Annotated in this window: 11 protein-coding genes; 6 read left to right on the top strand and 5 right to left on the bottom strand. The window is 63.2% G+C overall.

Annotation, left to right across the window (positions count from 1 at the left end; genetic code table 11):
- Positions 1 to 196 precede the first annotated feature (196 nt).
- Positions 197 to 1,255, top strand: coding sequence for a dipeptidase (locus NKI96_RS30045; protein ID WP_352498123.1), 1,059 nt, complete (start codon positions 197 to 199; stop codon positions 1,253 to 1,255).
- 3 nt (positions 1,256 to 1,258) lie between these two features.
- Here the strand turns inward: NKI96_RS30045 and NKI96_RS30040 are convergent, their stop codons facing one another.
- The 4 genes from NKI96_RS30040 to NKI96_RS30025 are packed head-to-tail and all read right to left on the bottom strand — an operon-like array spanning position 1,259 to position 5,956.
- Positions 1,259 to 1,504 (bottom strand): hypothetical protein, encoded by a 246-nt coding sequence (locus NKI96_RS30040; protein WP_023670081.1) that lies wholly within the window; start codon positions 1,502 to 1,504, stop codon positions 1,259 to 1,261.
- A gap of 2 nt (positions 1,505 to 1,506) precedes the next feature.
- Entirely contained in the window at positions 1,507 to 2,733 is a 1,227-nt protein-coding gene (locus NKI96_RS30035) for an aminomethyl transferase family protein (protein WP_352807558.1), read from the bottom strand.
- Positions 2,734 to 2,784: 51 nt separating this feature from the next.
- The gene (locus NKI96_RS30030) at positions 2,785 to 4,350 is read right to left on the bottom strand and encodes a phytoene desaturase family protein (protein WP_352807556.1); all 1,566 of its coding nucleotides are present in this window, start codon (positions 4,348 to 4,350) and stop codon (positions 2,785 to 2,787) included.
- Entirely contained in the window at positions 4,337 to 5,956 is a 1,620-nt protein-coding gene (locus NKI96_RS30025) for a phytoene desaturase family protein (RefSeq protein ID WP_023711679.1), read from the bottom strand. The genes NKI96_RS30030 and NKI96_RS30025 overlap by 14 nt, the downstream gene beginning before the upstream one ends.
- Before the next feature lie 202 nt (positions 5,957 to 6,158).
- On the opposite strand from NKI96_RS30025, the gene NKI96_RS30020 reads away from it, so the two are divergent.
- The 5 genes from NKI96_RS30020 (at position 6,159) to NKI96_RS30000 (ending at position 11,270) form a co-directional block, all read left to right on the top strand.
- Complete coding sequence (locus NKI96_RS30020; RefSeq protein ID WP_352638698.1) at positions 6,159 to 6,959, top strand: class I SAM-dependent methyltransferase; 801 nt, start codon at positions 6,159 to 6,161, stop codon at positions 6,957 to 6,959.
- A gap of 27 nt (positions 6,960 to 6,986) precedes the next feature.
- Positions 6,987 to 7,649 carry a transcriptional regulator BetI gene (betI, locus tag NKI96_RS30015; RefSeq protein WP_023711681.1) on the top strand — a complete coding sequence of 221 codons (663 nt, stop codon included), beginning with the start codon at positions 6,987 to 6,989 and terminating at the stop codon, positions 7,647 to 7,649.
- A gap of 53 nt (positions 7,650 to 7,702) precedes the next feature.
- The gene (locus NKI96_RS30010) at positions 7,703 to 8,785 is read left to right on the top strand and encodes an ABC transporter substrate-binding protein (protein WP_352807554.1); all 1,083 of its coding nucleotides are present in this window, start codon (positions 7,703 to 7,705) and stop codon (positions 8,783 to 8,785) included.
- A gap of 116 nt (positions 8,786 to 8,901) precedes the next feature.
- Positions 8,902 to 9,978 carry an extracellular solute-binding protein gene (locus tag NKI96_RS30005; RefSeq protein ID WP_352807553.1) on the top strand — a complete coding sequence of 359 codons (1,077 nt, stop codon included), beginning with the start codon at positions 8,902 to 8,904 and terminating at the stop codon, positions 9,976 to 9,978.
- Positions 9,975 to 11,270, top strand: coding sequence for a flavin monoamine oxidase family protein (locus NKI96_RS30000; RefSeq protein WP_352807551.1), 1,296 nt, complete (start codon positions 9,975 to 9,977; stop codon positions 11,268 to 11,270). The genes NKI96_RS30005 and NKI96_RS30000 overlap by 4 nt, the downstream gene beginning before the upstream one ends.
- Before the next feature lie 40 nt (positions 11,271 to 11,310).
- Here NKI96_RS30000 and NKI96_RS29995 read toward each other — a convergent pair whose 3' ends face one another.
- Positions 11,311 to 12,384, bottom strand: a complete 1,074-nt coding sequence (locus NKI96_RS29995; protein WP_023690124.1) for an ABC transporter ATP-binding protein — start codon at positions 12,382 to 12,384, stop codon at positions 11,311 to 11,313.
- Positions 12,385 to 12,396 lie beyond the last annotated feature (12 nt).

The following is a 12,396-nucleotide window of genomic DNA, read 5'->3' as shown; positions in this document are numbered from 1 at the left end:
TTCATCGTGCCGGTGGCATGATGAAAGGCCGGCGAACGCCGGGACGCTGCGAAGCAGCGGGGACCGGCAGGTGGTCGGAGTCGCTCAGCCACAAGAGCGAACGCCTCTCTGGCATTTGCGCAGTTCGGCCTTCTTGCCTAAGTACACAGTTCGCTGCGGTTCGTCCGCTCCTGCCAACTGACCGAATGGCTTCCTGATGACCGAATCCGATCTCGTCCCCGTCTTCGACGGCCACAACGACACGCTGCTGCGACTGTACCAGTCGAAAGACACCGACGTCGAAAAGCTGTTCATCGAGGGGACGCAGGGCGGTCATATAGATCTGCCGCGCGCCAAGAAGGGCGGCTTTGCCGGCGGCATGTTCGCGATCTTTCCACCGCCGGTCGAGAAGAGCAAACGCTCTGCGGTGCCGCCGGCGCCGAGCGACAATGAGCCGTTGCCGCCGGAACTGCCGCGCGCTGATGCGCTCAATTCCACCATCGGCATGGCCTCGATCCTGTTTCGGCTGGAGCGAGCGGGGGCGCTGACCGTCTGCCGCAGTGCCGGTGACATTCGCGAGGCGATGGCGAAAGGTTCGATCGCGGCGGTGTTTCATATTGAAGGCGTCGAGGCGATCGATCCCGAACTTACCTTGCTCGACGTGCTCTACGAAGCCGGCCTGCGCTCGCTCGGCATTGTCTGGAGCCGCCCCAACGCCTTCGGCCACGGCGTCCCGTTCCGCTTTCCGTCGTCGCCCGATACCGGACCGGGGCTGACCGATGCCGGCAAGGCGCTGATCAAGGCCTGCAATCAGCTCAAGATCATGGTCGACCTGTCGCATCTCAACGAAAAGGGCTTTCGCGATGTCGCCGCACTCAGCGATGCGCCGCTGGTCGCCACCCATTCGAACGTGCATGCGCTGTGCACCCATTCGCGCAACCTGACGGACTGGCAGCTCGGCGCTATCCGCGAGACCGGCGGCATGGTCGGGCTCAACTTCGCCACCGGCTTCCTGCGCGAAGACGGACGGATGAACTCGGACACCAGCCTCGACATCATGGTGCGCCATGTCGACTCGCTGCTGCAGGCGCTGGGCGAGGACGGCGTCGGTCTCGGCTCCGATTTCGACGGCGCCATGATCCCGGCGGTCATCGGCGACGTTGCCGGTCTGCCGAAGCTGATAGATGCGCTGGCCGCGCGCGGTTTCGGACGCGCGTTGATCGAGAAGATCGCCTATCGCAACTGGCTGAGCGTTCTCGAAAGAACCATAGGCTGAGGCTTAAGCGCCCATGCGCTTCAGCCAATCCTGGCCGCCGCGATCCCTGATCATCGGCAGCGGGTTCTCCCAGTCCAGCCGCGCGCAGATGCGGTAGACTTCGAGCGTCTCGGCGCTCATTTCGCCGCGCTTGTAGAAGTACATGGCGGCGGCATAGCGGGCGCGACCCGACCATTTTTCGCCGAGCGGCGTGTTGACCAGTTGCCACTGTTCGGCGGCTTCCGCCTCATCATCCGGTTCGTTGGCCATGATCAGAAATCCGCCGGCGGATTGGCGGTGCGGCGGTCGAGCTTGATGAAGGGACGGGCCACCACCTTGGCCCGCTTCATCAGCTTCTGGTACTGCAACTCGCGCATTGCGTAGATCTCGACCCAGAGGTCTTCGACCATCCTATCACCATAGGGACGCGTCAGCGAGGCGATGGCGATATTGCGCTTGGCCATCGGCGACCACATGGCGGCGCTGACCAGCCCGACCTCCTGATGCTTCTTGTGATAGACGATGGCGTGTTCGGCCGGGATGTTGCCTTCGATCTCCAGCCCGACCAGCACATGGCGCAGCTTGCGTTTGGCGCGCGCTTCGAGCATGGCGCGGCTTCCATTGAAATGGCCTTTTCCCAAATCGACCATAAAGCCGAGACCGATCTCGTCCGGCATGCGCAGACGGTCGGCGCGAATGGCATGCTCGGCGGTGGTGAAGTCGGCATTGGCGACGATGAGGCCGGCTTCCAGCCGGGCGCGGTTGAGGGCGGCGTAGCCGATGGCGCGGATGCCGCGCAGTTCGCCTGCCGTCATCAGGCGGTCCCAGAGGCTGAGCGCTTTTTCGGCCGGCACGAACAGTTCGTAGCCGAGATCGCCGGTGAAGCCGGTGCGTGAGATGGTGACGGTGCTACCGTCATGCGGGAACTCGGCGAGATCGAACACTTTGAGTTTTTCAACGCCGGCAAAGCCGGCCTCGCGCAGCACGGCGAAGGAGGTTGGGCCTTGCAGAGCGAGACCAGCGACGCTTTCAGTCTCTTCTTCGACGGTCACTTCGAAACCGATGGCGCTGTCGAGCAGCCAAGGCAGGTGCCGCTCCTGCGAACACAGGCGGAAGCGGGTCGGCGACAGCCGGAACAGCGTGCCGTCATCGAGGACAAAACCTTCGTCGTCGCACCATGCGGTGTAGTGGACGCGGCCCGGTTTCAGCTTGGTGACATCGCGCAGCGTGACGCGATCGAGGAAGGCTTCGGCATCCGGCCCCTCGATGCGGTATTTGGTCATCGGCGAGATGTCGAACAAAGCCGCCTGGCTGCGGATGGCGAAATATTCGAGTTCCTCGTCCCACAGCGAATGCGGCGCGCGATAGCCGGCCCAATTGTACCAGTCCTGAGTTTTGGCCAGCGCATCGATGCGCGGCTGGAACGGCGTGCCGAGACGCAGTGTGCGGAAATGCGACTGCGCTGTGGTGCGGGCGGCGTTGTTGATCGGACTCGTCATGACGGCATTCCTTCGCCGTAAAGTGCGGCGTTGACTGGCTGAAACATCCGATCATCCCTTCATCGCGATGATGCGCCGCGCCGCATTCAAACCGGGAGCACCCGAAACGCCGCCGCCCGGATGCGAACCGGCGCCGGCCAGGAACAGCCCCTCGATCGGCGTGTCGTAGCCCGACCAGCCGGAGACGGGCCGCGACATCAACATCTGGTCGGCCTGCAATTCGCCGTGGTGCCAATGGCCGCCCGGCATGCGGCAATTGGCTTCGATATCGGCTGGCGTCAAAAGCTCGGCATGCAGCACGGACTTGCCGATACCGGGGGCGTACGCTTCGAGCTGCGCCATAACAGCCTTGAGGAATTTCGGCTTGCCGGCATCCCAACCCTCTTTCAGCGCATAAGGCGCGTATTGCACGATCGCCGACAGCACGTAGGCGCCGCTTGGCGCGAGCGACGGGTCGGAGAGCGACGGCAGTGTGATCTCCATCACCGGTTCGGCTGAGAACTCGCCATATTTTGACGGGTTGAAGGCGCGCTCGACATGGTTGGCCGAGGGCGCGATGACCAGACGGCCCTTGTGGCTGGCGGCGTCGACGCCGGCGAAGTGCGGCGGCCGGTCGAGCGCCAGATGGAGCTTGGCCGCATCGCCCTTCATGCGAATGTTCTTCACCTTGCGCACGAAGCCGGTGCCGATCTCGCGTGACCCGACCAGGCCGAGCATGGTGGTCGCCGGGTTGATGGCGGAGATGATGGTTCTGGCTTGCAGCACCTCGCCGCTGTCGAGGGTCACGCCGACGGCGCGGCCTTTCTCGACGACTATCCTGGCCACGGGCGCTGCCGTGCGGATGGTGACGCCGGCTTGCTCCGCGGCCGCGCGGATCGCGGCGACGACCGCACCCATGCCACCTTTCGGCAGCATCTGTGCCCCTGCCGCACCGCCGGTCTCGCCGGCCAGCCGATAGTAGAGGCCGAGCAGGGAGGTCGGCGAACGCGGGCCGAGATGGCTACCAAGCGTGGCGTCGAAGGCAAGCAGGCCCTTCAGCCTGATATCGGCAAGCTGCTCGTCGAGCAGGTCGGCGACGTTCATCAGGAGAACGCGCAGGAAGTCGCGCATGTCTTCCTTGCCGAGCTTTTTCAGCGCCACGACCGTCTGGCCGAGCGCTGCGGTTTCAAGCAGCGACATGCCACCGAGATCGGGCGGGCGCCGCGACAGGAACGGTTTCAGGATGCCGGCATAGCGCATGAGTTGGGCGCGCAATTCCTTCCAGGCGGACTGCTCGGACGGAGTGGAGCCGGTCAGCACTTCGCCATAGGCGCCATGCAGGACAAGCGGCGGGCCGTCCTTCGCCAAGGCGACCGACGGCATGAAGTCTGTACGGGTGACCTGCACCCCGTGTTTCTCCAGCTCCAATGTCTTCACCACGTCGGGGTGCAGGCGGTTCAGCACATGCGCGATCGAGGAGACCCGAAAACCCGGCGCAAACTCTTCGGTGCGAGCCGCGCCGCCGACATCGCCAGCGGCTTCCAGCACCAGCACCTTGCGGCCGGCCTTGGCCAGCGTGGCGGCAGCGACAAGGCCGTTGTGGCCACCGCCAATGATAATGGCATCAAATGACGTCATGGGCCGGGCTCATATGGGAGGTCGATTTGGCGAGGTCGCGCAGGATCTCGGCTGCCGCATTGCGGCCGGGTGCGCCCATGACGCCGCCGCCGGGATGTGTCGAGGAGCCGCACATATAGAGCCCGCCGACCGGCGAGCGGTATTGTGCGTAGCCCGGCACCGGCCGGTTGAACAGCAGCTGGTCGAAGGTCAGCTCGCCCTGGAAAATATTGCCTTCGGTCAGCCCAACCTCGGCCTCGATCTCGCGTGGCGTGCGCACCTCCATATGGACGATGCGGTCGCGGAAGCCTGGCGAGTATTCCGCGATCTGCGCAACCACGCTTTCAGCGAAACCGTCGCGGTCGGCATCGGTCCAGTCCTGGCCATTCACCTTGGGCGGCGCGTACTGCACGAAGCAGCTCATAAAATGCTTGCCCGGCGGCGCCATGGTCGGGTCGAGCGTCGTTGGGATGACCATGTCGAGGAATGGGTCGGCCGACCAGCGACCGGCCTTCCAGTCGTCATAGGCGCGCTCCATGCGCTCCATGGAATCGGTGAAATGCATGTCGCCGCGATAAACGGGTGAATCCTTCGGCAGTGCCGGGAATTCCGGCAGAGAATCCAACGCGATGTTGACCTTGCCGGAGGAGCCGCGGATCTTGAAGTTCCTGACCCGCCGCAGGAAAATGTCGGGCAGTTCCTTCTCCTCGACCAGTTTCAGGAATGTGCGTTTGACGTCGGCGTTGGAGACGACGAGCTTGCCGTAAATCTCCTCGCCGCCAGCCAGCACCACGCCCTTGGCCTTGCCTCGGCTCACCAGCACATGGTCGACCTCGGCGCCGGTACGGATGGTGCCGCCGGACGCCTTGAAGGAAGCGGCGAGCGCCTTGGTGACGGCGCCCATGCCGCCGCGCGCATAGCCCCAGGCGCCGACCGAGCCGTCGACCTCACCCATATAATGGTGCAGCAGCACGTAGGCTGTGCCGGGCGACATCGGCCCGAGCGCGGTACCGATGATGCCGGACAAAGCGAAGTTCGCCTTGATGACATCGGTCTCAAAATATTCGTCGAGGAATTCCGAGATCGACATGGTCCAGAAGCGCAGCGTCAGCGCCATTTCTTCTGATGACAGGCCGGCGAATTTCTTGCCGAGATAGAGAAGCTCTCCGAGGTCACGCGGCTTGAGACTGGTCGGGTCCGGTGCGGTGCGCATCAGCAGCGGCTGGATGAAGCGGCACTGCCGCGTCACGTCGCGCGAATAACGGTCATAGGCCTCGGCGTCGCGCCTGGAGAAGCGGGCAAATTCGCGCCGGTGCGCATCGTGATCGCGGTAGTTGGCGAGGTAGTCGCCATCGCGCGTGAACACGGCGCCGCCCTCATAGGAAATCACCTGCAAGCCGAAGCGCGGCAGTTCGAGGTCGCGCATGATTTCGGGGCGAAACAGCGAGCAGACATAGGAGCAGTTGGAGTAGAGGAAGCCCGGCGTCAGCTCGCGGCTGGTAGCGGCGCCGCCGACCCAGTCGTTCTTTTCCACCACCAGCACGTCGAGCCCGGCGCGTTGCAAATAGCTGGCGTTGACCAGGCCGTTGTGTCCGCCGCCGATGACGATCGCATCCCAAGCTTTCATTCGCGCCCAGCCTTCATGGTGCTCGACCCTTCATTTTTCGCGTGATTTGTCGCCGAATGCGCGGAATTTGGCACGGCAGCGGCTATTCTGTCCAGCCGTTCTGAATGAATGTTCAACAAATGATATTGCGTTTTCCTGTTAATACGCTACGCTTTGCCGGCATTCGAACCTGCGCAATTCGGCTGATGGGACTTAAGGTCTGATGATCGAAACGGCAGATGGCGAGCCGGAATATGACGACGCCGCGATCCGCTTCCTCGAGGCGCTGTGGGGCGAGGGTTATCTGTCGCCGGGCGGACCAGACGAGGTCGACCGGGTGGTCGAAGGGCTGTCGCTCAGGGGCAAGACGATCCTCGACATCGGCTGCGGCTCCGGCGGCATCGCGCTGCATCTGGTCGAGCGCCACGGTGCCGCTCATGCCACCGGCTTCGACATCGAGCGGCCGGTGATCGAGGCGGCCAGAAAGCGGGCTGCTGTACGAGGGCTTTCAGACCGCGCCAGCTTCGTCCAGGCGCCGCCCGGAGCGCTGCCTTTCACCGATGGCGCCTTCGATGTTGTGTTCTCCAAGGACGCGCTTTTGCATGTGCCCGACAAGGACGCGCTGTTTGCCGAAATCTTCCGCGTGCTGAAACCGGGCGGCGTCTTTGCCGCCTCCGACTGGCTGATCGGCCATGACGGCGAGCCGTCATCTGAGATGAAGGCCTATGTCGCGGCCGAAGGCCTGTCCTTCGCCATGGCCTCGCCGGCACGCTATGCGCAAGCGATGCGCAGCGCCGGCTTTGCCGATGTCGCCGTCAGAGACCGCAATTCTTGGTATCGCAAGGTCGCGCGCGGCGAGCTGGAAAGGCTGAAAGGCCCGCTCTACGAGACGGCGGCAGCCGCGGTCGGAGCGGCCTATATCGACAAGAACATCAAGACCTGGGAGGCCATGAAGAAGGTGCTTGACAGTGGCGAGCACCGTCCCACTCATCTTCGCGGGTGGAAGCCGGCTGTCGTGGGATAGCCGGCAATGTGGAGCATGACGGCACCGATGAAAGCTGCGCGCGAAGAGCGATCCTCCGACACGTCTGGAGAAACCGAACCGGAAAAACGCGGCCGCAAGGCGTCGAAGGAGGTCAGGCAACAGCAGCTGATCGAAGCGACCATCGATTCGCTGGCCAAGCGCGGCTACGCGGAGACGACGATGGCCGATGTCGCCGATGGCGCCGGCCTGTCGCGCGGCATCGTCAACTTTCATTTCGAGAGCAAAGAGAAGCTGCTGATCGCCACCCTGCAGTATATGTATGACGAGTATTCGGCACATTGGCGTGCTGCCCTGCGGAAAGCCGGTGATGACCCAGCCCGCCAATTGCAGATTCTGGTTTGGGCCGACTTCGACCGCTCGATCTGCAACAAGCGCAAGCTCGCCGCTTGGCTCGCTTTCTGGGGCGAGGCCAAGTCGCGGCCGGTCTATCAGGCGCTGAGCAGTTCCCGCGACGCATATTACCAGCAGGTCTTCATCGACCTCTGCGCGACGCTCAAGCAGAGCGGCGGCTATGCCTATGAGCCGCAGGTGATGGCGCTGGCGCTGTCAGCCATGTTGGAAGGCCTGTGGCTGCGGTTGATGATGGGAACCGAAGACACCACGCGCGAAACCGCGCTGCAAGCGGCCAACGCGTTCCTCGCAGCCGCCTTTCCCAAGCACTACGGATAACCAGAAGCCGGCCAGTCGAGTCGGCAATGCAATGACAAAGAGGATGGAACAGCATGAAAAGAATAACCCGACGCCTGACACTGACATTGGCGCTGACGGCGACGCTGGCTGGTTCGGCCGCGGCGATTGCGGTCGCCGCCGACAAGGACCTGATCGTGTTCGACTGGTCCGGCTATGAGGACCCGAGCTTCCACCCCAAATATGTCGAGAAGAACGGCGACTCGCCGACCTTCGCCTTCTTCGGCGACGAGGACGAAGCCTTCGAGAAAGTGCGCTCCGGTTTCAAGGCCGATCTTGGCCATCCCTGCTCGCAGAGCGTGACAAAGTGGCGTGAGGCGGGGCTGCTGCAGCCGCTCGACACCTCGAAGATCACCGGCTGGAAGGATCTCAATCCCGGCATCATGGCGATGAAGGATCTGGCCACCACTTCGGACGGCAAGGCCTGGTTCATGCCGTGGGACTGGGGCAACACCCAGCTCACCTACAACTCCGACAAGATCGACGCGAAGGATGTGCAGTCGCTGAAGGCCTTCGCCGATCCCAAGTTCAAGGGGCGGGTCTCAATCGGCGACAATGTCGACGACGCCTATGCGCTGGCCAGCCTTGCCATCGGGCTTAAGGACTGGACCAAGATGACGGACAACCAGTTCAAGCAGGCTTCCGACTTCCTGCGTCAGGTGCACAAAAATGTCCGCTCCTACTGGACCGATACCACCGACGTCGTGCAGTTGCTGAGCGGCGGCGAGGTCGATCTCGCCTGGGCATGGAACGATGCCACGGTACAATCCGTCGCTGCCGGTGTGCCGATCAAGTCCAAGAAGGATACGGACGAAGGCATCTCGACCTGGGTCTGCGGCTACGTGCTGTTCAAGGACGCACCCGGCAATGTCGACAAGGCCTATGACTACCTCAACGCGATCAACGATCCCGAGACCGCCAAGGTGCTGGTCAAGGACTGGGGTTATGGCCAGGCCAACGCCAAGGGCATGGCCGGCGTCGACCCGGCGATCCTGAAAGAAAAGGGCTATGACGATGTGCAGAGATTCGTCGACAAGACCCTGTTCCAATCGCCCGTGCCGTCTTCGCTCAAGCTCAAGATGATCGCCGAATTCGAGAAGATCAAGGCGGGGTACTAAAGCTCTGTCCGGCTTCCTCCGTCTGCCTGTCAGTGCGCCGGGCAGACGGTCTCGCCAAGGCCGCTGAAATTCCGTAACGTCGCCCGGCCGCTTTTTGCGATGAGGAGTTTCGCGCCATGAATTCCATGCTTCGCCGCCTTGCTCTTGCTGCCGCCCTTACGGTCGGCGCAGGCGCCGTGCTTGCTTATGCCGAAGGCGGCGGAGACCTCGTCGTGTTCGACTGGTCGGGTTATGAAGATCCGTTGCTGCACCCCGACTACACCGCCAAATACGGCGCCGAGCCGACCTTTGCTTTCTTCGGCGACGAGGAGGAAGCGTTCCAGAAGATGCGCGCCGGCTTCAAGGCCGACATCGCCCACCCCTGCTCGCAAAGCGTGACCAAGTGGCGCGCGGCCGGCATTCTGCAGCCGCTCGACACCTCCCGGATCGCCGGCTGGAAGGATCTCAATCCCGGCATCATGGCGATGAAGGATCTCGCCGTCACCGCCGACGGCAAGGCCTGGTTCATGCCGTTCGACTGGGGCAACACTTCGCTGCTCTACCGCACCGACAAGGTCACGGCGGAGGAAGCGCAGTCGCTGAAGATTTTCGCCGATCCCAAATTCAAGGGCCGCGTCACCATCGGCGACAATGTCGATGACGCCTATGCGCTGGCCAGCCTGGTCATCGGCCTCAAGGACTGGACCAAGATGACCGACGCGCAGTTCCAGGAGGCGTCCGCCTTCCTGCGTGACGTCCACAAGAACGTCCGCTTTTACTGGACCGACGACACCGACCTCAACCAGGCCTTTACCGGCAATGAGGTCGACCTCGTCTGGGGCTGGAATGAGACCTTCGTGACGCTCAAGGGCCAAGGCATGCCGATCGCCATGAACCGCGACACCAGGGAAGGCATATCCACCTGGGTGTGCGGCTATGTGCTGATGAAGGATGCGCCGGGCAAGCTCGATCAGGCCTATGATTTCCTCAGTGCGGTCAACGCGCATGCCGTTTCCGATTACTTGGTCAAGACCTTCGGCTACGGCCACGGCAGCAGCGCCGGGATGGCCGCGGTCGACCATCAGGTGCTGAGCGACCGTGGCTTCGACAATCTCGACAAGTTCTTGGACAAGACGCTGTTCCAGCAGCCGGTGCCGCCTGAGCTCAAGCAGCGCATGGTCACGGAATTCGAGAAGATCAAGGCCGGCTATTGAGCGACAGGACTGAAAGAACCGATGTCGTCATCGTCGGCGCCGGTTTCACGGGCCTGTCGGCTGCGCTTGAGCTGAGAAAGGCCGGCATCGATGTCGTGCTGCTCGAAGCACGCGACCGCGTCGGCGGCAGGGTCGAGGCTATTCGCAACGGGCTTGGCGAGCGCATCGACAGCGGCGGCCAGTTTTTCTGCGAAGACATGCCGGAGGTGACGGCGCTGGCCGCGTCCCGTGGCAAGGCCTTCGTCGAAACCTATGTGAATGGCGATTTCATCACCCATCCATCGCTGTCGGTCGAAGAGGCCGAACGGACCTATCGTGGCGCGATGGCAATCCGCGAGCGGATGAATGCGATCGAGCCGGACGATCCCTCGATCGCCGGCATGAGCGCTGCCGCCTGGCTCGAATGCCAGCGTGATCCCACTGACGCCAAGACGGCTTTCCGCTCGATGATCGAAGGCCTGTGGTGCCTGGCGATGGACAAGGTGCCGCTGTGGTACCTCATCGACAATGACCGCCGCATCACCAACGAGGTGCCCGAGCTGCAATATTCGCTGCTCGAAAGCATGCAGTCGCTGGCCGAGGACATGGCGGGAGATCTCGGCGATAGCGTTCGGCTGAACGAGCCGGTTACGCGCATCGAGCACGGGCCGCAAGGGGTTCGTGCCGTCTCGGCAGGCAGCGCCATCGAAGCGCGAAGAGTGCTGGTCGCGCTGCCGCCGGCGAGGGCCGCGAAGCTGGATTTCGCGCCCGCTCTGCCGCCCGCTCTCGCAAAGGCGCTTGGCGTCTGGGAAAGCGGCGCGGTGATCAAGATCCTGGTGCGCTATCCCACGCCGTTCTGGCGCAAGCGCGACCTGTGCGGCATGGTGATGTGGCGCGACCTGCCGGGCCTGTTCGCCTGTGACGCCAGCAAGGATGCGCAACATGCTGCGCTGGTCGTCTTCGTCGGCGGACCGCTGGCCTTGCATTGGCGTCCGCTCGCGGACGCGGCGTTGCGTGCGGAGGTCACGGCAAGGCTCGTTGATGCCCTTGGCCCGGAGGCGGCCGACATTGTCGATTTCAGCCAGCGCGACTGGATCGATGACCGCTGGAGCGGCGGCGCCTACAGCGACCTTATTGTCGATGTGACGGCACGGGATGCCGAGCGCACGATCCGTGCCGGCGCAGATCCTGTTCATTTCGCATCGTCGGAACTGTCGCCGTCATTCCCGGGCTATGTCGAAGGCGCCATCGTGATGGGGCGGATCGCAGCCAGACAGATCGCGACGGAACTTAAAATTCTTAGTGGAGCATGATCTTATTCCGAAAATCGGTTCCCACTTTTCGGGATCATGCTCAGTCCGCCATCGCCACCAGGGCCTCGGGATCGTAGCCGAGGCGGACCGACGTGCCGACGGGGATATCGTCGGCGCCGAAGTCGTTGGTCTCGGTGACCGACAGTGGCTTTTCCAATCCGGGTATCTCGACGATCAGGTGGGTGATCTCGCCAAAATAGTGGCGTTCGACCACCTTGCCGGCCACTTCGAATTTCGCCGTCGCATTGTCCCACAGCACGCGCAATCGCTCCGGCCTGATGCCCAGAGTGGCGCCGCCGCCATTGCGCATGAAGGCCTTCGGCTTGTCGGTCCTGACGCGGCCGAAGCCCAGCGTGTCGACGACCAGCGAGGCGGCATTCTCCTCTATGATCTGCGCTTTTACGAAATTCATGCCGCCGAGGAAATCGGCGACTTGGCGGTTGACCGGCCGCTGGTAGATTTCCTTGGGCGAGGCGACCTGGGCGATCTTGCCGCCGAACATTACGGCGATGCGGTCGGACATAGCGAGCGCCTCATACTGGTCATGGGTGACCAGCACGAAGGTGATGCCGACCGCCTGCTGCAGGCGGCGCAGTTCGACCTGCATCTGCTCGCGCAATTTCTTGTCGAGAGCCGACAGCGGCTCGTCGAGCAGCAGCACCTTGGGCCGCATCACCAAGGCGCGGGCGAGCGCCACGCGCTGGCGCTGGCCGCCGGAAAGCTCGGTGGCGAGGCGTTTGCCGAGGCCGGTGAGCGACACCTGCGCCAGCGCTTCCTCGACGCGGCGCTTTTCTTCCGTTCCTCCCAGCCTGAGCCGTTTCAGCCCATAGGCGACATTCTGCTCGACATTGAGATGCGGGAAGATGGCATAACTCTGGAATACCATGTTGGTCGGCCGGCGGTTGGCGGGGATGCCTTCCATCGACTGGCCGCCGACCGAGATCGAGCCGCTGGTCGGGTTGTCGAAACCGGCAATCATGCGCAGCAGCGTGGTCTTGCCGCAGCCGGAAGGGCCGAGCAGCGAAAAGAATTCGCCCTCCTTGATGGTCAGCGAGGCGTCGTCGAGCGCCTTGAACGCCCCATAGCTGCGGGTAACGCTGCGGATTTCGATCATTGCTCGGTCGGT

The organism is Mesorhizobium sp. M0292 (genome assembly GCF_040321695.1).
In the GTDB taxonomy this organism is placed as follows: domain Bacteria; phylum Pseudomonadota; class Alphaproteobacteria; order Rhizobiales; family Rhizobiaceae; genus Mesorhizobium.
Note: the sequence above shows the minus strand (reverse complement) of the source record. Positions and strands in the feature narration are given on the sequence as shown.